Consider the following 24,177-nt stretch of genomic DNA (forward strand, 5'->3'; position numbering starts at 1 on the left):
CGTTTTGTCGCCCCCAAAGCGACGTAACGTAAAACCCGCACCATCAGCCTCACGGCGCACAAAGACGCCGGCCCCCACAATAACGACCTGCCGAGGGATCCACCATGAACCGACTGATCAGCCGCTGCGTGCTCGCACTCAGCGCCAGCGCCATCTTGAGCACCCACGTAATGGCCGCCGATGCGGCGTCCTGCCAGAACGTGCGCATGGGTGTGGTGAACTGGACCGATGTAATCGCCACCAGCGCCATGACCCAAGTGTTGCTCGACGGCCTCGGCTACAAGACCAAACAGACCAGTGCCTCGCAGCAAATCATCTTCGCCGGCATCCGCGACCAACGCCTGGATATGTTCCTGGGCTACTGGAACCCACTGATGACCCAGACCATCACCCCATTCATCGACGCCAAGCAAGTCAAGGTCCTCGAAAAACCAAGCCTGGAAGACGCGCGCGCCACCCTCGCCGTGCCGACCTACCTGGCGGACAAGGGCCTGAAAACCTTCGCCGACATCGCCAAATTCGAAAAAGAACTGGGCGGCAAGATCTACGGCATCGAGCCCGGCTCGGGCGCCAACACGCAGATCAAGGCGATGATCGCCAAGAACCAGTTCGGCCTGGGCAAGTTCCAGCTGGTGGAATCGAGTGAAGCCGGCATGCTCGCCGCCGTCGACCGGGCGGTCCGCCGCAAGGAGGCCGTGGTGTTCTTTGGCTGGGCGCCGCACCCTATGAACGTCAACGTCGCCATGACTTACCTCACCGGCAGCGACGACGCCCTGGGCCCGAACGAAGGCATGGCGACCGTGTGGACCGTGACCGCGCCAACCTACGCCGAGCAGTGCCCCAACGTGCACAAACTGCTGACCAACCTGACCTTCACCGCCGCCGACGAGAGCCGGATGATGCAGCCGTTGCTGGATCACAAGGACGCCCTCGAGTCCGCCAAACAGTGGCTCAAGGATCACCCGCAAGACCAGGCTCGTTGGCTGGAAGGTGTGACCACCTTCGATGGCAGACCGGCTGCGGCCAACCTGCAATTGACCAGCAAGTAACCCCTTTTCAATCACCGCTTCGCAGCTACAAGCGGCTGCGAACGGCATCACTACGCCTGTAAGGAACCGCCCCATGAACCACGACGTCATCATCACCTGCGCACTCACCGGTGCTGGCGACACGACCAGCAGAAGCCCGCACGTGCCGGTCACCCCCAAGCAAATCGCCGCCGCAGCGGTGGAAGCCGCCAAGGCCGGCGCCACCGTGGTGCACTGCCACGTGCGCGACCCCGAGACCGGCAAGTTCAGCCGTGACGTGGCCCTGTACCGCGAAGTGATGGAACGCATCCGTGAGGCCGACATCGACATCATCGTCAACCTCACCGCCGGCATGGGCGGCGACCTGGAGATCGGTGGCGGCGAGCACCCGATGGCGTTCGGCCCTAACACCGACCTGGTCGGCCCGCTGACCCGCCTGGCCCATGTGGAAGAGCTGCTGCCGGAGATCTGCACCCTGGACTGCGGCACCCTGAACTTCGGCGATGGCGACACCATTTACGTGTCCACCCCGGCGCAACTAAGGGCTGGTGCCAAGCGCATCCAAGCGTTGGGCGTTAAGCCCGAACTGGAAATTTTCGACACCGGTCACCTGTGGTTTGCCAAGCAGATGATCAAGGAAGGCCTGCTCGATAATCCCCTGTTCCAACTGTGCCTGGGCATTCCCTGGGGCGCGCCGGCCGACACCACCACCATGAAAGCCATGGTCGACAACCTGCCCGCCGACGCGGTATGGGCCGGTTTCGGCATCGGTCGCATGCAAATGCCAATGGCCGCGCAAGCGGTGCTGCTGGGCGGCAACGTGAGGGTAGGCCTGGAGGACAACCTGTGGCTGGACAAAGGCGTGCTCGCCACCAACGGGCAACTGGTGGAGCGCGCGAGTGAAATTCTCAGCCGGTTGGGTGCTCGGGTCATGACCCCGACGGAAGGCCGAATCAAGATGGGCCTGACCAAACGCGGCTGACTTCCAAACACCACTAAATCCTGTGGGAGCCGGGCTTGCCCGCGATTGCGGTACGTCAGCCGCCAAATACACCAACTGACACACCGCTATCGCAGGCAAGCCAGATCCCACAGGTGATCACCGAACTCTTTAGGAATTTGCCATGCGCTTTATCACTGAAATCAAAACCTTCGCCGCCCTCGGCAGCGGTGTTATCGGCAGCGGCTGGGTGTCCCGCGCCCTGGCCCACGGCCTGGATGTAATCGCCTGGGACCCGGCGCCCGGTGCCGAAGCCGCCCTGCGCAAGCGGGTCGCCAACGCCTGGGGCGCCCTTGAGAAACAAGGCCTGGCACTGGGCGCGTCCCAGGACCGCCTGCGCTTTGTCGACACTATCGAAGCGTGCGTGAAAGACGCCGACTTCATCCAGGAAAGCGCCCCGGAACGCCTGGCGCTGAAGCTGGAGTTACACAGCAAGATCAGCGCGGCAGCCAAGCCGAATGCGTTGATTGGCTCAAGCACCTCCGGCCTGTTGCCAAGCGAGTTCTACGAGCGCTCGACTCACCCTGAGCGTTGCGTGGTCGGCCACCCGTTCAACCCGGTTTACCTGTTGCCGCTGGTGGAAGTCGTCGGCGGCAAGAACACTGCGCCAGAGGCCATTCAGGCGGCAATCAAGGTGTATGAATCCCTCGGCATGAGGCCCTTGCATGTGCGCAAGGAAGTGCCTGGGTTTATCGCCGATCGTCTGCTGGAAGCGCTGTGGCGTGAGGCGCTGCACCTGGTCAATGACGGCGTGGCCACCACGGGCGAAATCGATGACGCCATCCGCTTTGGCGCGGGGCTACGATGGTCGTTCATGGGTACCTTCCTGACCTACACCCTGGCGGGTGGCGATGCCGGCATGCGGCACTTCATGGCGCAGTTCGGCCCGGCGTTGCAACTGCCGTGGACTTACCTGCCGGCGCCGGAACTGACCGACAAGCTGATTGACGATGTGGTCGACGGCACCAGCGATCAGCTGGGAAAACACAGCATTTCTGCGCTGGAGCGCTATCGTGATGATTGCCTGCTGGCGGTGCTGGAAGCCGTGAAAACCACCAAGGCCAAGCACGGTATGAGCTTCACTGAATAAACCACAATTTTGACTGCGTACAAATTCGGAATTTATGTGATGCCTGCGCTGACGACCTACACCACAAACATCCTTCCCGACTGGGTGGATTACAACGGCCACCTGCGCGACGCGTTCTACCTGCTGATCTTCAGCTACGCCACCGACGCGCTGATGGACACCCTGGGTCTTACCCGTGAAAGCCGCGAAGCCAGCGGTCACTCACTGTTCACCCTGGAGTTGCACCTGAACTACCTGCACGAGGTGAAACTGGGGGCCGAGGTCGAGGTGCATACCCAACTGATCGCCCATGACGCCAAGCGCCTGCATCTTTATCACAGCCTGCACTTGGTGGGTGATGCGAAGGAACTGGCGGGCAACGAGCAAATGCTGCTGCACGTGGACCTCGCCGGCCCGCATTCGGCGCCATTCACCGAGGCCACGCTGGGGAAACTTGCGGCCATCCACGCCGAGCAGACCGACCTGGCCCGCCCCGCCCTCCTCGGCCGCCTCATAGGGTTACCCACGCCAAAATGAACAGCCAAAAAAAGCCCCGATCAAGCCGTGACAAGATCGGGGCAGAGTGCTTTGTGTAGGCCTTACATCCCGAGGGTGACCAAACCTTCAAGTCGCTTGCCTGGCAGTCAATGTACCCATTACTGCTGTCGGTAAACGGCTCGAAAACGACCTGTTCATAGCCATCTGAGGCATTCGTTGATTCTGCCCTTGCCGACCGGCTGATGGCCTACCAGAATCCACGTCAGATCCCGCTCCCTACACCAGGATAAACGTCATGATGCACGCGGACTTGATTGACCAGGATGACCTGCTGGGCCAACTGCGCTCATTGGGCTTTGAAGTGTCCAGCGGCGCCACCGCCGAGCAGGCCTGCGAGTGCGCGGTGCGTGGATTGAGCCCGGCGCGGGCCAAGGCACTCAAGGGCATGGTTGAGCAGATGTACACCGGTAGCGCGACGATCTTGCCGGCGGTGAGGCAGGCGATCGACAAGCAGTTGTTGCCGGCTTTGGTTCAGTTCAAGCAGAACTCAGGCACCTGATAGCCCGCATTTGCGAGCAAGCCCGCTCCCACATTTGACCTTGTTCACAAATCAAAATGTGGGAGCGGGCTTGCCTGCGATAGAGGCAACTCGTTCTAGAGCGTTACGCTGGCGAAAGTCGACTCGTTACGCGCCTGGCTCAATGCCGACATCGGCCCCGACAACGGCGACAACACCAGCGCCTGCGGAATCGGCATCATCGCCACCTGTTGGGCGGTGTTGGAACCAACGCGCTCATCCCGTGGCGGAATGCCGAAGTATTCGCGGTAGCACTTGGAAAAGTGCGGCGTCGACACAAACCCGCACACCGACGCCACTTCGATGATCGACATCGGCGTTTGCTTGAGCAACTGCCGTGCGCGGATCAGGCGCAGCTTGAGGTAGTAGCGCGACGGTGAACAGTGCAGGTACTTCTGGAACAACCGCTCCAGCTGGCGACGGGACACGGCGACGTATACCGCCAGTTCATCCAGGTCGATCGGCTCTTCCAGGTTGGCTTCCATCAGCGCGACAATTTCCTGCAGCTTCGGCTGGTTGGTGCCGAGCATGTGCTTGAGTGGCACACGCTGGTGATCCTGTTCATTGCGGATACGTTCGTACACAAACATCTCAGAGATCGCGGCCGACAGTTCACGGCCGTGGTCGCGGCTGATCAGGTGCAGCATCATGTCCAGCGGGGCGGTGCCGCCGGAGCTGGTGAAACGGTTGCGGTCGAGGGTGAACAGGCGTGTGCTCATGACCACGCGTGGGAAGGCTTCCTGCATCGAGGCCAGGCATTCCCAGTGCACGCTGCAATCAAAGCCGTCGAGCAAACCGGCGCAGGCCAGGGCCCAACTGCCAGTGCACACCGCGCCCAGGCGACGGGACTGGCGCGCCTGGCTTTGCAGCCACGACACATGTTCACGGGTAACGGTGCGCTGGATACCCACGCCGCCGCACACGATCACCGTGTCCAGGGCCGGGGCTTTATGCATGGAGGCATCGGGCGTGATTTGCAGACCGTCGCTGGCCCACACCTGGTTTCCGTCGACACTCAGGGTCGTCCAGCGATACAGCTCGCGGCCGGAGAGCTGGTTGGCCATGCGCAGGGGTTCGACTGCGGACGCCAGGGAAATCAGCGTGAAATTGTCCAGCAGCAAAAAGCCGATGGATTGAGGCGCACGGTTCTGGGGTTGGGCCCCTGAGTTGAACGACGTCATCGCGGTATCTCCTCACACAAAGCGGGTGATGGCCTCAGGCGAGGCTCTTGTTATTGCGCTCTTCATCCATAAAGAAGAGAGGCTTTGAATTGATAGAGCAATTGCCGTGCCTGAATTTGAATGGCTATTCAATAAATCCTAAAAACGACCTCATGACGCGTCTAAATAAGCCCGCGCCGTACGTAGGGATATCGCCAGAATTGCGCGTAGGAACGAGCCTGCTCAAAGAGTGTGAGCAGAACGGTAGCACTTGTGGGAAGGCGCTTTGAGGGATGTGGGACAAGTCTGTCACCGCAAGCGCGGGTGACGGGTGGTCATGCGGGAAATCGTTCGGAAGCTACTTATCTATTTGCGACGCGCTAAAAGGTGGCGCTTTTGGTTCGGGGTGTTCACTTTATGCGCAGTGTTGCTTGAACTACCGCTATCGCGGGCAAGCCCGGCTCCCACAAGGGAACGCATTCCAAAGGTGGGAGCTGGCTTGCCTGCGATAGCAGTGTCACTGACTCAACATTCCACAGCACTCACCGCCAACCCACCCCGCGACGTCTCTTTGTACTTGTCATGCATATCCGCCCCGGTATCGCGCATGGTGCGGATCACCCGGTCCAGCGAGATAAAGTGCTGCCCATCACCGCGCAAAGCCATCTGCGCGGCGTTGATCGCCTTCACCGCGGCAATCGCATTGCGCTCGATGCACGGCACTTGTACCAGCCCGCCCACCGGGTCGCAGGTGAGGCCGAGGTTATGTTCCAGGCCGATTTCGGCCGCGTTGCACAGCTGCTCCGGCGTGGCGCCGAGGATCTCGGCCAACCCGGCGGCGGCCATCGCGCAGGCCGAGCCTACTTCGCCCTGGCAGCCCACTTCGGCACCGGAAATCGAGGCGTTCTTCTTGCACAGGATCCCCACCGCCGCCGCACCGAGCAGGTAGTCGACCACGTTGGCCTCGGTGACTGCCTCGCTGAACTTCATAAAGTAGTGCAGCACCGCCGGGATGATCCCCGCCGCGCCGTTGGTGGGTGCGGTGACCATGCGCCCACCAGCGGCGTTCTCCTCGTTCACCGCCAGGGCGAACAGGTTCACCCACTCCATGGCGCTCAAGGTCGAGCCGATCACGTTCGGCTTACCCAACTCTTGCAGGCTGCGATGCAACTTGGCGGCACGTCGGCGCACGTTCAGGCCGCCAGGCAGGATGCCTTCGTGCTTGAGGCCCTGCTCCACGCAATCCTGCATGGCGCGCCAGAGTTTCATCAGGCCGCTGCGGATTTCTTCTTCAGAGCGCCAGACTTTTTCGTTAGCCAGCATCAACTCGGCGACGCGCAGGTTGTGGGTCTTGCACAACTGCAGCAGCTGCGCCGCGCTGGAAAACTCGTAAGGCAACTCGGTACGATCCATATCGGCCACGCCGCTGTGCGCCTGGGCTTCATCCACGACAAAACCGCCACCTACTGAATAGTAGGTATCACGGTGCAGTTCGCCGTTATCGCCGTGCACCACCAGGGTCATGGCGTTGGGATGGAACGGCAGGTTTTCGTCGAGCAGGCGCATGTCCCGCGCCCACACAAACGGCACCGGCAAACGCCCGTCCAGCAACAGGGTGTCGGTCTCGCGCAGGGTGTGAATACGGCTGCCGATTTGCGACGGGTCAATTGCGTCCGGCCACTCGCCCATCAGGCCCATGATGGTCGCGGTATCGCTGCCGTGGCCGATGCCGGTGGCCGACAATGAGCCATACAACTGAACTTCGACGCGCCTGACTTGTTCCAACAGTTCACGTTCACGCAATGCTTGGACGAACAACGCCGCGGCGCGCATGGGGCCGACGGTGTGAGAACTCGAAGGCCCGATGCCGATCTTGAACAGGTCGAAAACGCTGATAGCCATTGCCGTGAAACTCCTCGGTGAGCAGGCTAGGCATGAACAAGCTGCTACGCTCAGATCGCCCAGATGGCGGCATCATCAAGCTTTTATCCGCCCTCACGGCGTCTCACACCGACGTAACCATGCTCACCAACGCCGCTCTCGTGCGATCAGGCGTTTTGGCCGTTTTTAGCGGTGCAGATCGGTAAAAACTGCGGTTTTGCCACTGGAAAAATCTGTAAGCGACGTTACCGACACTGGATACGACCATCCCTGTACTGGATACGACGCCCCCTGTAGGCGTCAGATTTTCACTGGTACATGATCAGTCCCGACTCGTTTGCAAGGCGCCGTGCCTGCGCTTCATCGCACGCCCCAACCGCAACACTTATAAAGCGCGGCGAATGCCGCCAGAAAAAAGACACAGGAGTCTACCCCGATGAAAGGTTCACCCTCGTTGTTGTTGGCCGCCATGCTGAGTCTGCCAGTCTTGGCGAACGCTGCAGAACCGGAACAGTGCCATACCGTTAACTTCTCCGATGTCGGCTGGACCGACATTACCGTCACTACCGCGACCACCAGCGAAATCCTCAAGGGCCTGGGCTACACGCCGCGCACCACGATGATTTCGGTACCGGTGACTTACAAGTCGCTGGCCGACGGCAAGAACATGGACATCTTCCTCGGCAACTGGATGCCGACCATGGAAAACGACATCAAGCAGTACCGTGATGCCGGCACCGTGGAAACCGTGCGCGCCAACCTGGAGGACGCCAAATACACCCTCGCGGTCCCGGAAGCGCTGTACAACAAGGGCCTTAAAGACTTCGCCGACATCGCCAAATTCAAGGATGAACTGGGCGGCAAGATCTACGGTATCGAGCCGGGCAACGACGGTAACCGCACCATCAAGACACTGATCGACAAAGACGCCTTCGGCCTGAAAACCGCCGGTTTCAAAGTGGTTGAGTCCAGTGAAGCCGGGATGCTCTCGCAAGTGGAACGCGCCACCAGGCGGGACCAGGCCATCGTGTTCCTTGGCTGGGAACCGCACCCGATGAACACCCGCTTCAAGATGAAGTACCTGACTGGCGGTGACGATTCGTTCGGCCCCAACTACGGCCAGGCCACCATCTACACCAACGTGCGCAAGGGTTACACGCAGGAATGCAGCAACGTTGGCCAGTTGCTGAAAAACCTGTCGTTCACCCTGAACATGGAAAGCACCCTGATGGGTAATGTCCTGGACGACAAGATGAAACCCGACGCCGCCGCGAAAGCCTGGCTGAAGAAAAACCCTCAAGTACTCGACACCTGGCTCGCCGGTGTCACCACCGTTGATGGCAAACCTGGTCTCGCCGCCGTGAAAGCCTACCTCGCCAAATAGCAACCGCTGACCCCGGGGCGGTGCACTGCCCCGGGATGTTTTCCCTCTTCGCATGTGGACATTCACTACCATGCTGACTGAACATAAAATCCCATTAGGCCAGTACATCGCTGCCTTCGTCGATTGGTTGACCCAACACGGTGCCAACTACTTCGACGCAATCGCATCGACCCTGGAAACGATGATCCAAGGCGTGACGTTTGCGCTGACCTGGTTCAATCCGCTGGCATTGATCGGTCTGGTTGCGCTACTCGCTCACTTTATTCAACGCAAATGGGGCCTGACGGTATTTGTCATTGCCTCCTTCCTGCTGATCCTGAACCTCGGGTACTGGCAGGAAACCATGGAGACCCTGGCGCAAGTGCTGTTCGCCACCCTGGTCTGCGTGGTCATCGGTGTGCCGCTGGGCATTGTTGCCGCGCACAAACCGCTGTTCTACACCCTGATGCGGCCGGTGCTCGATCTGATGCAGACCGTACCGACCTTCGTCTACCTCATCCCTACCCTGACCCTCTTCGGGCTGGGTGTTGTGCCTGGGCTTATTTCCACGGTGGTGTTCGCGATTGCCGCGCCGATCCGCCTGACCTACCTGGGTATCCGAGACGTACCGCAAGAGTTGATGGACGCCGGCAAGGCCTTTGGCTGCTCGCGCCGTCAGTTGCTCTCGCGCATTGAACTGCCCCATGCCATGCCGAGCATTGCCGCCGGCATTACCCAATGCATCATGCTGTCGTTGTCGATGGTGGTGATCGCGGCCCTGGTGGGCGCCGACGGCCTCGGCAAACCGGTGGTCAACGCACTCAACACCGCGGACATTGCCCTGGGCTTTGAAGCCGGCCTGGCAATCGTATTGCTGGCGATCATGCTCGACCGTATCTGCAAACAACCCGAAGCTAAAGTAGGGGGTGATGCATGAGCATTATCCGATTCGACAATGTCGACGTGATTTTCTCCAAAGACCCACGCGAAGCGCTCAATCTGCTGGACCAGGGCATGAGCCGTAACGAGATCCTGAAAAAGACCGGGCAAATTGTTGGCGTCGAGAACGCCAGCCTGGATGTAGAGAAAGGCGAAATCTGCGTGCTGATGGGCCTGTCAGGCTCCGGCAAGTCGAGCTTGCTGCGTTGCATCAACGGCCTCAATACCGTGAGCCGTGGCCAGTTGTTCGTGGAGCATGAGGGTCGCCAGATCGACATCGCATCCTGCACACCCGCCGAACTGAAGATGATGCGCACCAAACGCATCGCCATGGTGTTCCAGAAGTTTGCCCTGATGCCCTGGCTGACCGTACGCGAGAACATCAGCTTTGGCCTTGAAATGCAGGGCCGCCCGGAAAAAGACCGGCGCAAGCTGGTGGATGAAAAACTGGAGCTGGTGGGCCTGACCCAATGGCGCAACAAGAAGCCCGACGAGCTGTCCGGCGGCATGCAGCAGCGCGTCGGCCTGGCCCGCGCGCTGGCGATGGACGCCGACATTTTGTTGATGGACGAACCCTTCTCCGCCCTCGACCCGCTGATCCGTCAAGGCCTGCAAGATGAATTGCTGGAGCTGCAACGCAAACTGAACAAGACCATTGTGTTCGTGAGCCACGACCTCGATGAGGCGCTCAAACTGGGCAGCCGGATCGCGATCATGAAAGACGGCAAGATCGTCCAGTACAGCGTGCCGGAAGAGATCGTGCTGAACCCGGCCGATGACTACGTGCGCACCTTCGTCGCGCATACCAACCCGCTCAACGTGCTGTGCGGCCGCAGCCTGATGCGTACCCTGGACAACTGCACGCGCGTGAACGGATCGGTGTGTCTCGACCCAGGCGACGACTCGTGGCTGGACCTGGCCGAAGGTAACATCATCAAGGGCGCGCGCCAGAATGGCGTGGGGATGAACCTGCAGAACTGGGCACCTGGGCAGACATTGGAAGGTCTGGGCCGGCTGCCGACACTGGTGGACTCCAATATCGGCATGCGCGATGCGTTGCACATTCGGTATCACACCGGCAATAAACTGGTGCTGCATGACAACAACCAAGTGGTGGGAATACTCGGAGACACCGAGCTTTACCATGCCTTGCTAGGCAAGAACCTGGGCTAACCACGGCGTAACCAAATGGAGGTATTTAGGCATTAACCAAGCGGCGCCATCGAGGGCGCCGCCTGCTCAATCATCAGCTATAGACCCGGCCAAGGAGCTGCCGATGGCTTTTAAACTGATCGAGCACGTCCCGGGTAATCTGTTCTGGGGCGAAGCCCATCAGGTCGTATTCCTGAGGCCCGTTGTACAGGTAAACCTCGGCGCGGTAGTAGCGGGTACGCTCTTCCTCGGGCAGGTCATTGGGTGCCGACGAGTAAGCATCCAGGCTCACCTCATAGACAAACGGGTTGTCTTCTTCCATCTCTACACGCACACCAATGCAGCGTTTGGACTTGCCAAGCAAGGTCTGCACTTGCAGCCCTTGGTTACGCAACGTAAGCGCCGCTTCTTCCAGCGCAGGCGTGACGCGCTTGTCCATAAAACGTTGCACGGTGCCCTGGCTCGGTTGCAGGTCCAGCGCGGTCAAACGCTCGCTGAAACCATGGCGGCCACGCTCGGCCAATTGCGCCTGCTCCTGTTCCATCGCCACGTCCTGGCGCATGGCTTTGTGCAGACCGAACATAAACAGGATCAGCACCACCGAGAACGGCAGCCCCGCCAGCACCACCATGGTCTGCATGGCTTCAAAGTTGCCGGCAAACAGCAGGCCGATGGTCACCAGGGTGATCACCGCCGACCAGAAGATCCGCAACCAGTGCGGCGCGTCTTCGTCCACATTGCCGCCTTTGCAGGAAAGGTTGGCCATCATCACCGCGCCAGAATCCGCCGGGGTCAGGAACAGCACAAAGCCCACAAAGATCGACACTCCGATGACGATTTTCGACGCAGGGTAATGCTCAAGCAGTTGGTAGATAGCCATCGACGGCTGTTCCAGCGCCGTCTTGCCCAGTTCCACCGCACCGTGGTTCAGCACCAGGTCCAGCGCCGAGTTGCCGAAGATCGACAGCCACGCCAGGGTGAAGCCCAGCGGGATCAGCAACACGCCGGCGACCAGTTCACGCACCGTGCGACCACGGGAAATACGCGCGATGAACATGCCCACGAATGGCGCCCAGGAAATCCACCAGGCCCAGTAGAACAGGGTCCACAGGCCCATCCAGCGCTCGCTCTTGTCGGCGTCGCCTTCGTACACGTAGAGGTCGAAGGTTTTCAGGATGATGCCGTTGAGATAATCACCGGTGTTCTGCACCAGGCCGTTGAGCAAATGCAGGGTCGGACCGAACAGCAGCACGAAGATCAGCAACCCGCTGAACAGCACGATGTTGAGGTTGGACAGGCGGCGAATGCCGTTCTCCACACCCGACACAGCAGCAATGGTTGCCACGGTACTCATCACGACGATCACGATCAGCAAGTTGGTGTTGCTGTGCTGCATGCCGAACAGGTTTTCCAAACCGGACGACACCTGCATCGCGCCGATCCCCAGGTTGGTCACCAGGCCGAGCAGGGTCACGAACATACCGAAACCGTCCACCGCGTGGCCGGCCGCGCCTTTCACCCAACGCTCGCCCACCAGCGGGTACAGCGCCGAGCGCAAGGCCAGCGGCTGGTTGTGACGGTAGGCAAAGTACGCCACGGCCAGGCCGACCAGGGCATAGATTGCCCAGCCATGCAGGCCCCAATGCAAGAAGGTCAATTGCAACGCCTGGCGAGCGGCGCCATTGCTCGCTGCTGCGCCTTCAGGCGGGTTGAAGTAGTGGTCGAGCGGCTCCGAAGCGCCGAAATACAGCAGCGAGATGCCGATACCCGACGAGAACAACATGCCGGCCCAGGCGCCGTAGCTGAAGTCCGGGGTGTCGTCCTTGCTGCCCAGTTTCAACTTGCCAAAGGACGAAAACGCCAGGCCGACCACAAACACCAGGTAGGCGGCGATGACCACCATGTAATACCAGCCGAAGCTTTTCGACAGCCAGGCTTGGGCGATGCCGAGCATGCGCCCGGCCTCTTGCGGGGCGATGATCAGGATGGCAGTCAACAACAGAATCAGCGCGGTCGAGGTGTAGAACACCCAACCGTTGACCCTGACCTTTTCCGGCGGGGTCTTTATAAGAGAGGCAGAACTCATGGCGCAGATGCTCCGGGCAGTGCGAGAGAGAAACACAAGGCAACGGTTATCCCGGAACATCGATTTTTCGGCAGTCGACGGACGGGTGTTATAAAGACACCCCGAAAATCCTTGTGCCCCGCGAGGCGGTGCCAGGCCCATATATGGCCCGTTTCAGGGGTTTTCGCAGGTGTCAGATGTCGCCGCCCATTTGTAGGAAATGCCTATAGGCAGCGACCATTTGTCGCAGAGCTTATTCTTTGTTGATTGAACGTTCAATCAAAACAAAATAGACTGGCCACCAAGTCGACGAACGTTCATCGCCCGTCGCAGGCCTAAGGAGAGGTGCTACATGCCCAAGGTCGGTATGCAACCCATACGCCGCCAGCAGTTGATCGAAGCCACGCTGACGGCGATTGATCAGGTCGGAATGGGAGATGCCAGCATTGCGCTGATCGCCCGTTTGGCCGGCGTCTCGAACGGCATCATCAGTCACTACTTCAAGGACAAGAACGGCCTTATTGCAGCGACGATGCGCTATTTGATGAACGCGCTGATCGAGAACGTCCACGAACGAAGGCTTGCGCTGAAGGACGACAGTCCACGGGCGCACCTTCGGGTGATTATCGAGGGCAACTTCGACGCCAGCCAGGTCAACGGACCGGCAATGAAAACCTGGCTGGCCTTCTGGGCCACCAGCATGCATCACCCGTCATTGCACAGGTTGCAGCGGATCAACGATCAACGTCTGTATTCCAACCTGTGCTGCCAGTTCCGCCGAGTGCTGCCGCTGCCCCACGCACGCAAAGCAGCCAGAGGCCTGGCAGCCCTGATCGACGGTTTGTGGTTGCGCGGCGCCCTGTCGGGAGACGCTTTCGACACGGAGCAGGCGCAACGGATCGCTTACGAATACATGGATTTCCAATTGGCCAAGCAGGTGAGTTAGAGCACACGTAACCGCTCAACCCCTGAACCGTTGCCGCTCAGTGTTGCCACACCCTTATGGCTCACTTTTCGGCGGTTAACGCCAACCACTTATGCACTTGCGAGGACTTTATGGCCCGTTTCGAACTGCAAAAACTCTACATTGACGGCGGCTACAGCGACGCTGGCAGCGATGCCACTTTCGAAGCCATCAACCCGGCTAACGGTGAAGTTCTCGCCCAAGTGCAACGCGCAACGAAAGAAGACGTTGAGCGTGCCGTGGTCAGCGCCGAGAAAGGCCAGAAAATCTGGGCGGCGATGACCGCCATGGAGCGTTCGCGCATCCTGCGCCGTGCCGTCGACATCCTGCGCGAGCGCAACGATGAACTGGCCGCCCTGGAAACCCTGGACACCGGAAAATCCTTCTCCGAAACCAAGTACGTCGACATCGTCACCGGCGCTGACGTACTGGAGTACTACGCAGGCTTGGTGCCGGCCATCGAAGGCGAGCAGATCCCACTGCGCGACACTTCGTTCGTCTACACCCGCCGCGAGCCGTTGGGCGTGGTCGCGGGTATCGGTGCATGGAACTACCCGATCCAGATCGCCCTGTGGAAATCCGCACCGGCCCTGGCCGCCGGTAACGCGATGATCTTCAAGCCAAGCGAAGTCACCTCGCTGACCACCCTGAAACTGGCCGAGATCTACACCGAAGCCGGCGTTCCGGCTGGCGTGTTCAACGTACTGACCGGCAGCGGCCGTGAAGTCGGCACCTGGCTGACCGAGCACCCGCGCATCGAGAAAGTCTCGTTCACCGGCGGCACCGACACCGGCAAGAAAGTCATGGCCAGCGCTTCGAGCTCGTCGCTCAAAGAAGTGACCATGGAACTGGGCGGCAAGTCGCCATTGATCGTGTTCGAAGACGCCGACCTGGATCGTGCAGCCGACATCGCGATGATGGCCAACTTCTACAGCTCCGGTCAGGTCTGCACCAACGGCACTCGCGTGTTTGTACCCAAACACCTGCAAGCGGCGTTCGAAGCCAAGATCGTTGAACGTGTTGCGCGCATCCGCGTTGGCAACCCGGAAGACGACAACACCAACTTCGGCCCGCTGGTCAGCTTTGCCCACATGGAAAGCGTGCTGGGCTACATCGCCAAGGGTAAAGAGCAAGGCGCCCGCCTGCTGTGCGGCGGCGACCGCCTGACCGACGGCGACTTCGCCAAAGGCGCCTTCGTGGCCCCGACCGTGTTCACCGACTGCACCGACGACATGGTCATCGTGCGTGAAGAAATCTTCGGCCCGGTGATGAGCATCCTCACCTTTGATACCGAAGAAGAAGTGATCCGCCGCGCCAACGATACCGACTTCGGCTTGGCTGCCGGCCTGGTGACCAAGGACCTGAACCGCGCCCACCGCGTGATTCATCAACTGGAAGCGGGTATCTGCTGGATCAACGCCTGGGGCGAGTCCGACGCCAAGATGCCAGTGGGTGGCTACAAGCAATCCGGTGTGGGCCGTGAGAACGGGATCAGCTCGCTGAACAACTTCACCCGCATCAAATCAGTACAGGTTGAGCTGGGCGATTACGCATCAGTGTTCTGATGAGCCTCGAGCGGCAAGCTTCAAGCTGCAAGTAAAAGCAGTTTGGTTTGCCGCATCTCCCACATGCACCGCTCGCTGCTCTTTCTTGCAGCTTGAAGCTAGGAGCTTGCAGCTCCCCCGGAGTACAAATGACTCAAGAATACGACTACATCATTGTTGGCGCAGGTTCTGCGGGCAACACCTTAGCGACCCGTCTGACCGAAGACGAAGGCGTCACCGTTTTGCTGCTGGAAGCCGGCGGCCCCGACTACCGTCTTGACTTCCGTACCCAGATGCCGGCAGCCCTGGCCTTCCCGCTGCAAGGCCGCCGCTACAACTGGGCCTACGAGACCGATCCAGAGCCACACATGGACGGCCGTCGCATGGAATGTGGTCGCGGTAAGGGCCTGGGTGGTTCTTCGCTGATCAACGGCATGTGCTACATCCGTGGTAACGCCATGGACTACGACAACTGGTCGAAACTGCCCGGTCTGGAAGACTGGACGTACCTGGACTGTCTGCCGTACTTCCGCAAAGCCGAAACCCGTGACATCGGCCCGAACGACTGGCACGGCGGCGATGGCCCGGTCAGCGTGACCACGCCTAAAGCCGGCAACAACCCGCTGTTCCACGCGATGGTTGAGGCTGGCGTACAAGCCGGTTATCCGCGTACCGAAGACTTGAACGGCTACCAGCAAGAAGGCTTTGGCCCGATGGACCGTACTGTCACGCCTAACGGCCGTCGCGCCAGCACCGCGCGCGGTTACCTGGACACGGCTAAAAAGCGTTCGACCCTGACCATCGTCACCCACGCCCTCACCGACAAAGTATTGTTTGAAGGCAAGCGTGCGGTTGGCGTGCGTTACCTGATCGGCGCAGCCGAAGAGCGCGTTGAAGCCCGCGCTCGCAAGGAAGTGCTGGTGTGCAGCGGCGCAATCGCTTCGCCGCAATTGCTGCAACGCTCCGGCGTTGGCCCGGCCAAACTGCTGGAAAGCCTCGACATCCCGGTGGTCCACGACCTACCGGGCGTCGGCGAAAACCTGCAGGACCACCTTGAGCTGTACCTGCAATACGCGTGCACCCAACCAGTGTCGCTGTACCCGTCGCTGCTCTGGTACAACCAGCCGGCCATCGGTGCCGAATGGCTGTTCAACGGCACCGGTATCGGCGCCAGCAACCAGTTCGAAGCAGGCGGGTTCATCCGTTCACGCCCGGAATTCGAATGGCCGAACATCCAGTACCACTTCCTGCCGGTCGCGATTAACTACAACGGCAGCAATGGCGTAGAAGAGCACGGTTTCCAGGCGCACATGGGTTCCATGCGTTCGCCAAGCCGTGGCCGCATCCAGTTGAAGTCGAAGAACCCACGGGACTACCCGAGCATCCTCTTCAACTACATGGCTACCGAGCAGGACTGGCAGGAATTCCGCGACGGCATCCGCCTGACGCGTGAAATCATGCAACAGCCGGCACTGGACCCGTTCCGTGGCCGCGAAATCAGCCCAGGTATTGAAGTGCAAACCGATGAGCAGTTGGACAAGTTCATCCGCGAGCACGCCGAAACCGCGTACCACCCGTCCTGCTCGTGCAAGATGGGCACCGACGAGATGGCTGTAGTGGATGGCGAAGGCCGCGTGCATGGCATGCAGGGTCTGCGTGTGGTCGATGCGTCGATCATGCCGATCATCGCCACCGGCAACCTGAACGCGCCGACGATCATGATCGCCGAGAAAATCGCCGACAAGATCCGTGGTCGCCAGCCGCTGCCGCGCAGCACCGCCGACTACTACGTGGCAGGCGATGCGCCGGTGCGTGGCAAGCCGATGCGTGAAGTGGGCCCGACTGCACAGTAACTGATACACCGCGGTGCTCCCTTCGCGAGCAAACCCGCACACATTTGACCGTGTGAACACGATCAAATGTGTGCGGGTTTGCTCGCGAAGGGGCCCGACCATTCACTGCAAAACCTCTCCTTGATCAGCTACTCTGTTTGCCTGCGCGCGACGAGCCGCCCACAAGGAAGGTCCCATGTTCGACCACCACTCCACACTCAAACAGCATTTCAGTGCCCTGCGCACCTCCGCCGAATTCTTCTCCCTGCGTTACGTGCGCGAGTCCGGCCACTACCTGGCCGTACGCAAGAACGTCGCCGAACCACCCCACCTGAACCACGACGAAGGCGCCATGCTCACCGTGCGTCTCAATGGCGTGGAAGCCTACGCCGCGACCCACGACATTTCCCTGCATGGCCTGCAAGCCGCCCTTGCGCGCGCCGAACAGCAAGCCCGGTTGATCAAGCCCCACGCGCTGCTCGACCTGCGCGACCAGCACGTCTCCAGCGATGTGGCGGACTACCTGTCCCCCGACCTTAACCAACCCTTCCCGTCCTTGAGCGACTGCTACCAACTGCTGGGTGACGAATCCGCCGCCGTGCCCAAGGACGAGCGCCTGGTGAACTGGGAAGTCAGCCTCGGCCTGACCCACGTCGAGCAGATCTACCTCAACAACGCGGGCGCCGAACTGCGTCAGGCCCAGCGCTTCGTGTTCCCCGGCGTCAACGTCACGGCCTATGACGGCAACGACAGCCAGAGCCGCACCCTGGGCGGCAGCAACTTCGGCCAGCAAGGCGGCGTTGAGGTGATCAGCCGCTTCGGCCTGATCGGCGCCGCGCCACGCATCGCCGACGAAGCCCTGCAACTGCTGCTCGCACCGAACACCCCCAACGGCCCGCGCGACCTGCTGCTGATGCCCGATCAGATGATCCTGCAGATACACGAATCCATCGGCCACCCGCTGGAGCTGGACCGCATTCTGGGGGACGAGCGCAATTACGCCGGCACCAGCTTTGTGAAGGCCGGCGACTTCGGCCATCTGCAATATGGCTCCAAGTTGCTCAACGTAACGTTTGACCCAGACATCCCCGAGCAACTCGCCAGCTACCGCCATGACGACGACGGCACCCGCGCCAGCAAGCAGTTCCTGATCCGCGAAGGGCGGTTGCTCAAACCGCTGGGCGGGGCGCTGTCGCAATACCGCTCCGGCATGCCAGGCGTGGCCAACAGCCGGGCCAGCAGTTGGAACCGTGCGCCCATCGACCGCATGGCCAACCTCAACATCGAAGCTGGCGACAAGAGCCTTGCACAACTGATCGGCGGCATAGAAAACGGCATCCTGATGTCGACCAACCGTTCATGGTCCATCGACGATGCGCGCAATAAATTCCAGTTCGGCTGTGAATGGGGCCAATTGATCGAAAACGGTGAGCTGAAAGGTGTGGTGAAGAACCCCAACTACCGGGCTATTTCCGCAAACTTCTGGCGCAATCTCAGTGCGGTTGGCGATGCCAGCACCTTCAAGGTCCTGGGCACGCCGAACTGCGGCAAAGGCGAACCCAACCAGGTGATCCGCGTCGGCCATGCGTCGCCCGCCTGCGTATTCAGTGATGTCGACGTATTTGGGGGAGACGCCTGATGAACAACTTCAAGGCATTGGTGGAGTGGCTCAAGCACGCCATCACCGACCGCGAACAATTCCACCTGGGCTATGCGGATGAAGCGTCCGAGTTCGTGCGTTTCAACCACGCCAAGGTGCGCCAGGCCGGCCAGGTGCAACAGGCCAGCCTCAACCTGAAACTGATCAACGACGGCCGCCACGCCGACCTGGGCATCACCCTGGCAGGCGAGCCGGAGTTGGACCGCCAACGCTTGGCCGATGGCCTGAAACAGCTGCGTGAAACCCTGCCGTTGCTGCCCCAGGATCCGTACCTGTTGCTGAACCACAACGCCTGGCAAAGCAACAACGCACACACCCGACCGCTGCCGGCACTGGCTCAGGTACTGGAAGAGATCAGCCGGGCTGCGCAAGGCGTCGACCTGGTCGGTTTCTATGCGTCGGGCCCCATCAGCCGAGGCTACGCCAGTTCGTCGGGCGCCTTCGGCTGGCACCAGGCCAATAGTTTCAACTTCGATTTCAGCCTGTTCCACGCCAATGGCGAAGCGGTGAAAGCCAGCTACGCCGGACACACCTGGGACAGCGCCGAGTTTGCCGCGCGCTTCCAGCAGGCCCGCGAACAGCTTCAGTTCCTCGGCCGCCCACTGCACACGCTGGCACCTGGACAATACCGCGCTTACCTCGCCCCGGCGGCGATTGAAGAAATCATCAGCATCATCACCTGGGGTGGGTTTTCCGCCCAGGCCATCGCCAGCAAGGGCAGCTCGCTGCAAAAGCTGTATGCCGGCGAACAGTCCCTGAGCCCGCTGGTGACGGTGGCTGAACAGATCAGCGGTTCCCTGAGCCAGGCGTTTTCCACCGAAGGTTACCCACGCGGCGATGTCACGCTGATCAATGCGGGGAAAGCCGATGGCCAACTGATCAACTCACGCAGCGCTGCCGAATACGGCTTGAGTACCAATGGCGCGAGCAGTGATGAATCGCCCAGCGCCTTGCAGATGGCTGCCGGTAGCCTGGCCCAGGCCGATATTCTCAAGCAGTTGGGCACCGGGCTGTACATCAGCAACCTGTGGTACCTGAACTACTCGGACCTGCCGGCGGCACGCCTGACCGGCATGACGCGCTTCGCCACCTTCTGGGTGGAAGACGGCGAGATCAAGGCGCCGGTGAGTACCATGCGGTTTGATGACAGCATCTATAGCCTGCTTGGTTCGCAGTTGGAAGCGCTGACCGTTGACAGGGAATTGCTGCTGTCGGCGAGTACGTATAGCCAGCGCAACACCGCCTCCAACTTATTGCCAGGCGCGTTGGTAAAACGCCTGACGTTGACCCTGTAAACACCCCCCTGTGGGAGCGCACTTGCCCGCTCCCACATTGGGTTGTGTTGATTTCAGACACGTCTGGTCTGCCCCTTCCTACCGTCAAATCCCATCCCGCACGTGTTCCCGCATGCTCTGTTGTCGCCCGCAGAAAACCTCGCTATAACGGTCAGTGGCACACCGCCACCCCACAGGAAGTACTGCATGCACTTGCCCGGTATGGGCAAGCCGGAGCATTGACATGGACCATGGAAGTTTCGTCATACAAAAGCTGTTCAAGCATTACAACGTTCACGTCGAGCAGTTAGGTAACAATCCGCAGAAAAAAACCGTGCTGATGGTCAATGGCGCGCTGTCCACCACGCGCTCATTTGCGCGCACCAGCAAATGTCTGGCGGAACACTTCAATGTGTTGCTGTTCGACTTGCCATTCTCCGGCTATTCCCGCGAGCACAACACTGTCCTCGACCTGGTGACCAAGGACGACGAGGTGCACATGCTGCGCGCATTGGTCGAACGCTTTCAGGTCAACCACCTGGTGTCAGCCTCCTGGGGCGGTATCTCCACGCTGCTGACCCTGGCGCACAACCCACCGTCCATCGAAAGCTCGGTGGTGATGGCCTTGGCGCCCAACCTCAACCAAGCCATGCTCGACTATGTGGAGCGTGTGCGCGTACTGATCGAGGCGGATGACAAGTCTGCCGTCGGCCACTTGCTCAATGAAACCGTGGGCAAATACCTGTCACCTCGGCTCAAGCGCAACAACCATCGGCACCTGTCGAGCATGGCGACCACCGAATACCGCCAGGCGCGTTTTCATATCCACCAAGTGCTGGCTCTGGGCGATGGCAATTACTTGCCGGCACTCCGGCAGATTGAAACGCCGGTGCACTTTCTCAATGGCGCGCTGGACGAATACACCCCCGCCGCCGAGGCGCAGCTATTCAAGCACTACGTGGGGCGCAGCAGCTTTGCTGTGGCCGAACATACGGGGCATTTGCTCGACCTCGAATCCAGCGAAGCCGCCGTGGCGGTGCACCGTGAACTGCTGGATTTCCTGGTGGGAAAAGGATCGACGGATGGCGCATAATCGCCAACACATAGCCTGCTAACAAAAGGTTTTCCATGCCGAACCGCGTCCCGCTTGATGCCAAGACCGCCCGCTGGCTGCCCTGGGTGGTAGCGATTGCCTTCTTCATGCAGTCGCTGGACGGGACGATCCTGAACACCGCACTGCCGGCCATGGCACGGGACCTCGCGGAAAACCCGCTGCGCATGCAAGGGGTGGTGATCGCCTACATGCTCACCGTGGCCTTGCTGATCCCGGCCTCGGGCTGGATCGCCGACCGCTTCGGCACCAAGAAAATCTTCTTTTGCGCAATCATGCTGTTCAGCATGGGCTCGCTGCTGTGCGCCTTGTCCAACAGCTTGAGCATGCTGGTGGGTGCGCGGGTGATCCAGGGGTTGGGCGGTGCGCTGATGCTGCCGGTTGGACGGTTGGTGGTGTTACGCGCGTACCCCCGCTCCGAACTGGTACGCATCATGGGCTTCATTACCATCCCCGGGCTGCTCGGCCCATTGCTTGGGCCGACCATGGGCGGCTGGATGGTGCAATACCTGACCTGGCACTGGATCTTCTTGATCAACTTGCCGGTGGGCATGATCGGCTGCTACGCCGTGTGGAAATTTATCCCCGACCTGCGCGGCAGTGAGCGCACGCGATTCGATGGGATCGGCTTCCTGTTGTTTGGCGCCGCGATGGTGCTGATCACCATCGCCATGGAAGGCCTGGGCGAATTGCACCTGCCGCACCTGCGCGTGATGTTGCTGCTGTTTGGCGGGTTTGCCTGCCTCGCGGCCTATTGGCTGCGCGCCGGACATATCGATAACCCGTTGTTTTCGCCAGTGCTGTTCAAGACCCGTACCTTTGCCGTGGGCATTCTCGGTAACCTGTTTGCGCGCCTGGGCAGCGGCGCCCTGCCGTTCCTGGTGCCGCTGCTGTTGCAGGTGGCGCTGGGTTATTCGCCGTCGGAAGCCGGGATGAGCATGTTGCCTCTGGCGGCGGCGGCGATGTTTGCCAAGTCCGTTGCGCGGCCGCTGATCGAACGCCTGGGCTACCGCATCGTGCTGACCGGCAACACCCTGGCGCTGGGCATCATGCTGGCGAGCATGGGGCTGGTCACTGAAAACACGCCGTACCCGCTGCTGCTGGGGATGCTGGCGGTGCTGGGGGCGATCAACTCCCTGCAATTCACCGCAATGAACACCGTTACGTTGATCGACCTTGATGACGCCCAGGCCAGCAGCGGCAACAGTTTACTGTCGGTGGTGGCGCAACTGTCGCTGAGCCTCGGGGTGGCCTGCGCCGGTGCATTGCTGGGTGGGTTTACGGCCGAAACCGGCAACGATGGTGTGGAAAGCGTACTCGGCGCCTTCCAGCTGACCTTCCTTACGGTGGGCATCATGGCGATGCTGGCGGCGGCGATCTTCCTGCAATTATCGCCAAAAGACGGCAAACGTGTGGCCAGCCCGGAGCAGCATATTGAGCATTGAAGCAGCTGCAAGCTTCAAGCTGTAAGCCTCAAGCTGTAAGCCTCAAGCTTGCCGCTTGCAGCTCGTAACTTGCCGCTGGCCTGCTGCTCCTCGTCGAGAACATATAAAGAAACTCAAAGGGGCCTGCTACACTGCGCGACATTTTGTTTTGCAGAGCCAGTCCCGTGACTACCATCGCCACCGCTTTTAATACTTTGCCCCTGTCCGCCGCCATGCTGGCTAACCTCGACTCGCTGGGTTATGTCGAGATGACGCAGATCCAGGCGCAAAGCTTGCCGGTGATCCTCAAAGGGCTGGACCTGATTGCCCAGGCCAAGACCGGCAGCGGCAAGACCGCTGCGTTCGGCATCGGCCTGTTGAACCCGATCAACCCGCGCTACTTCGGCTGCCAGGCCCTGGTGATGTGCCCGACCCGTGAGCTGGCCGACCAGGTCGCCAAGGAAATCCGTCGCCTGGCCCGTGCCGAAGACAACATCAAGGTGCTGACCCTGTGCGGCGGCGTGTCCCTCGGCCCACAGATCGCGTCCCTGGAACACGGCGCCCACGTCATCGTCGGCACCCCGGGCCGTATCCAGCAGCACCTGCGCAAGGGTTCGCTGGTACTCGACGGCCTGAACACGCTGATCCTCGACGAAGCCGACCGCATGCTCGATATGGGCTTCTACGACGCCATCGAAGACATCATCAGCAAGACCCCGCCGCGCCGCCAGACCCTACTGTTCTCGGCCACCTACCCGGTGAGCATCAAGCAGTTGGCCTCGAAATTCATGCGGGCGCCGCAACAAGTGAAGGCCGAAGCCTTCCACTCCGACGACCAGATCGAGCAGCGTTTCTACGAGATCTCGCCGGAAGAGCGCATGGACGCCGTGACCAAGGTACTGGCGCACTTCCGCCCGGCATCGTGCGTGGCGTTCTGCTTTACCAAGCAGCAAGTGCAGGAAACCGTGGATCACCTGACGTCCAAGGGCATCAGCGCCGTTGGCCTGCATGGCGACCTGGAACAGCGTGACCGTGACCAAGTGTTGGCGATGTTCGCCAACCGCAGTACCTCGGTGCTGGTAGCGACCGACGTGGCCGCCCGTGGCCTGGACATTGACTCGCTGGACATGGTGATCAACGTCGAACTGGCCCGCGACTCGGAAATCCACATCCACCGCGTCGGCCGTACCGGTCGTGCCGGTGAGACCGGCATCGCGATCAGCCTGGTTGCACCGTCAGAAGCGCACCGCGCCCAGGCGATCGAGCAGTTGCAGAAGTCGCCGTTGAACTGGGACCAACTGGACAACCTCAAGCCACAAAGCGGTGGTCCGTTGCTGCCGGTGATGAGCACCCTGTGCATTGCTGCCGGGCGCAAAGACAAGGTTCGCCCAGGCGACATCCTCGGCGCGCTGACCGGTGATGCCGGCATTCCGGGGGCCCAGGTTGGCAAGATCGCGATCTTTGATTTCCAGGCGTTCGTGGCCGTGGAGCGCGGGATCGCCAAGCAGGCATTGCAGCGCTTGAATGATGGCAAGATCAAAGGCCGTTCGTTGCGCGTGCGGATCCTGTAAAGCTTTCCCGTCCGATGGAGATCCGATGTGGTAGCGAGCAAGCCCGCTCCCACATTTGACTGTAT

General features: G+C 60.6%; 19 protein-coding genes. 16 read left to right on the forward strand and 3 right to left on the reverse strand.

The window, feature by feature from the left end:
- The first annotated feature begins 104 nt into the window (after positions 1–104).
- From AACY30_RS21605 to AACY30_RS21625, 5 genes are all read left to right on the forward strand, one after another.
- Positions 105–1,049, forward strand: a complete 945-nt coding sequence (locus AACY30_RS21605) for a choline ABC transporter substrate-binding protein (protein WP_339541113.1) — start codon at positions 105–107, stop codon at positions 1,047–1,049.
- Positions 1,050–1,122: 73 nt separating this feature from the next.
- Complete coding sequence (locus tag AACY30_RS21610) at positions 1,123–2,010, forward strand: 3-keto-5-aminohexanoate cleavage protein (protein WP_339541114.1); 888 nt, start codon at positions 1,123–1,125, stop codon at positions 2,008–2,010.
- A 142-nt stretch (positions 2,011–2,152) separates the two neighbouring features.
- Positions 2,153–3,118: an L-carnitine dehydrogenase gene (locus AACY30_RS21615; protein ID WP_339469737.1), complete on the forward strand. Its 966-nt coding sequence runs from the start codon at positions 2,153–2,155 to the stop codon at positions 3,116–3,118.
- Positions 3,119–3,157: 39 nt separating this feature from the next.
- A complete protein-coding gene (locus tag AACY30_RS21620; protein WP_339541115.1) occupies positions 3,158–3,634 on the forward strand; it encodes a thioesterase family protein in 477 nt (158 codons plus the stop codon).
- 256 nt (positions 3,635–3,890) lie between these two features.
- Positions 3,891–4,154 carry a hypothetical protein gene (locus AACY30_RS21625; protein WP_065871872.1) on the forward strand — a complete coding sequence of 88 codons (264 nt, stop codon included), beginning with the start codon at positions 3,891–3,893 and terminating at the stop codon, positions 4,152–4,154.
- Between the two features lie 95 nt (positions 4,155–4,249).
- Here AACY30_RS21625 and AACY30_RS21630 read toward each other — a convergent pair whose 3' ends face one another.
- Both AACY30_RS21630 and AACY30_RS21635 read right to left on the reverse strand, forming a co-directional pair.
- The gene (locus AACY30_RS21630; RefSeq protein ID WP_339469735.1) at positions 4,250–5,353 is read right to left on the reverse strand and encodes a GlxA family transcriptional regulator; all 1,104 of its coding nucleotides are present in this window, start codon (positions 5,351–5,353) and stop codon (positions 4,250–4,252) included.
- A 504-nt stretch (positions 5,354–5,857) separates the two neighbouring features.
- The gene (locus tag AACY30_RS21635; protein WP_339436132.1) at positions 5,858–7,234 is read right to left on the reverse strand and encodes an L-serine ammonia-lyase; all 1,377 of its coding nucleotides are present in this window, start codon (positions 7,232–7,234) and stop codon (positions 5,858–5,860) included.
- A gap of 415 nt (positions 7,235–7,649) precedes the next feature.
- Here AACY30_RS21635 and AACY30_RS21640 point away from each other — a divergent pair, with 415 nt between their 5' ends.
- The 3 genes from AACY30_RS21640 to choV all read left to right on the forward strand — a co-directional run bounded on the left by AACY30_RS21640 (position 7,650) and on the right by choV (position 10,688).
- A complete protein-coding gene (locus AACY30_RS21640; RefSeq protein ID WP_339469734.1) occupies positions 7,650–8,597 on the forward strand; it encodes a choline ABC transporter substrate-binding protein in 948 nt (315 codons plus the stop codon).
- A 70-nt stretch (positions 8,598–8,667) separates the two neighbouring features.
- Positions 8,668–9,513 carry a choline ABC transporter permease subunit gene (gene choW / locus AACY30_RS21645; RefSeq protein ID WP_339469733.1) on the forward strand — a complete coding sequence of 282 codons (846 nt, stop codon included), beginning with the start codon at positions 8,668–8,670 and terminating at the stop codon, positions 9,511–9,513.
- Positions 9,510–10,688 (forward strand): choline ABC transporter ATP-binding protein, encoded by a 1,179-nt coding sequence (gene choV / locus AACY30_RS21650; protein ID WP_339541116.1) that lies wholly within the window; start codon positions 9,510–9,512, stop codon positions 10,686–10,688. The genes choW and choV overlap by 4 nt, the downstream gene beginning before the upstream one ends.
- Positions 10,689–10,761: 73 nt before the next feature.
- Here the strand turns inward: choV and AACY30_RS21655 are convergent, their stop codons facing one another.
- A complete protein-coding gene (locus tag AACY30_RS21655; RefSeq protein ID WP_339541128.1) occupies positions 10,762–12,696 on the reverse strand; it encodes a BCCT family transporter in 1,935 nt (644 codons plus the stop codon).
- A gap of 388 nt (positions 12,697–13,084) precedes the next feature.
- On the opposite strand from AACY30_RS21655, the gene betI reads away from it, so the two are divergent.
- The 8 genes from betI (at position 13,085) to dbpA (ending at position 24,112) form a co-directional block, all read left to right on the forward strand.
- Positions 13,085–13,678, forward strand: a complete 594-nt coding sequence (gene betI, locus AACY30_RS21660) for a transcriptional regulator BetI (protein ID WP_065871878.1) — start codon at positions 13,085–13,087, stop codon at positions 13,676–13,678.
- A 110-nt stretch (positions 13,679–13,788) separates the two neighbouring features.
- Positions 13,789–15,261, forward strand: a complete 1,473-nt coding sequence (gene betB, locus AACY30_RS21665; protein ID WP_339415323.1) for a betaine-aldehyde dehydrogenase — start codon at positions 13,789–13,791, stop codon at positions 15,259–15,261.
- 128 nt (positions 15,262–15,389) lie between these two features.
- Positions 15,390–17,093, forward strand: coding sequence for a choline dehydrogenase (gene betA / locus AACY30_RS21670; protein WP_339469731.1), 1,704 nt, complete (start codon positions 15,390–15,392; stop codon positions 17,091–17,093).
- Positions 17,094–17,268: 175 nt separating this feature from the next.
- On the forward strand, positions 17,269–18,711 hold the full coding sequence (locus tag AACY30_RS21675) for a TldD/PmbA family protein (RefSeq protein ID WP_339541117.1): 1,443 nt from the start codon (positions 17,269–17,271) through the stop codon (positions 18,709–18,711).
- A complete protein-coding gene (locus AACY30_RS21680; protein ID WP_339541118.1) occupies positions 18,711–20,027 on the forward strand; it encodes a TldD/PmbA family protein in 1,317 nt (438 codons plus the stop codon). The genes AACY30_RS21675 and AACY30_RS21680 overlap by 1 nt, the downstream gene beginning before the upstream one ends.
- 223 nt (positions 20,028–20,250) lie before the next feature.
- Complete coding sequence (locus tag AACY30_RS21685; RefSeq protein ID WP_339541119.1) at positions 20,251–21,099, forward strand: alpha/beta fold hydrolase; 849 nt, start codon at positions 20,251–20,253, stop codon at positions 21,097–21,099.
- Between the two features lie 35 nt (positions 21,100–21,134).
- Positions 21,135–22,562 (forward strand): multidrug transporter subunit MdtD, encoded by a 1,428-nt coding sequence (mdtD, locus tag AACY30_RS21690; RefSeq protein WP_339541120.1) that lies wholly within the window; start codon positions 21,135–21,137, stop codon positions 22,560–22,562.
- 212 nt (positions 22,563–22,774) lie between these two features.
- Complete coding sequence (gene dbpA / locus AACY30_RS21695; protein ID WP_231982804.1) at positions 22,775–24,112, forward strand: ATP-dependent RNA helicase DbpA; 1,338 nt, start codon at positions 22,775–22,777, stop codon at positions 24,110–24,112.
- Positions 24,113–24,177 lie beyond the last annotated feature (65 nt).

Source organism: Pseudomonas sp. RA_5y_Pfl1_P24, assembly GCF_963970945.1.
Taxonomy (GTDB): domain Bacteria; phylum Pseudomonadota; class Gammaproteobacteria; order Pseudomonadales; family Pseudomonadaceae; genus Aquipseudomonas; species Aquipseudomonas tritici.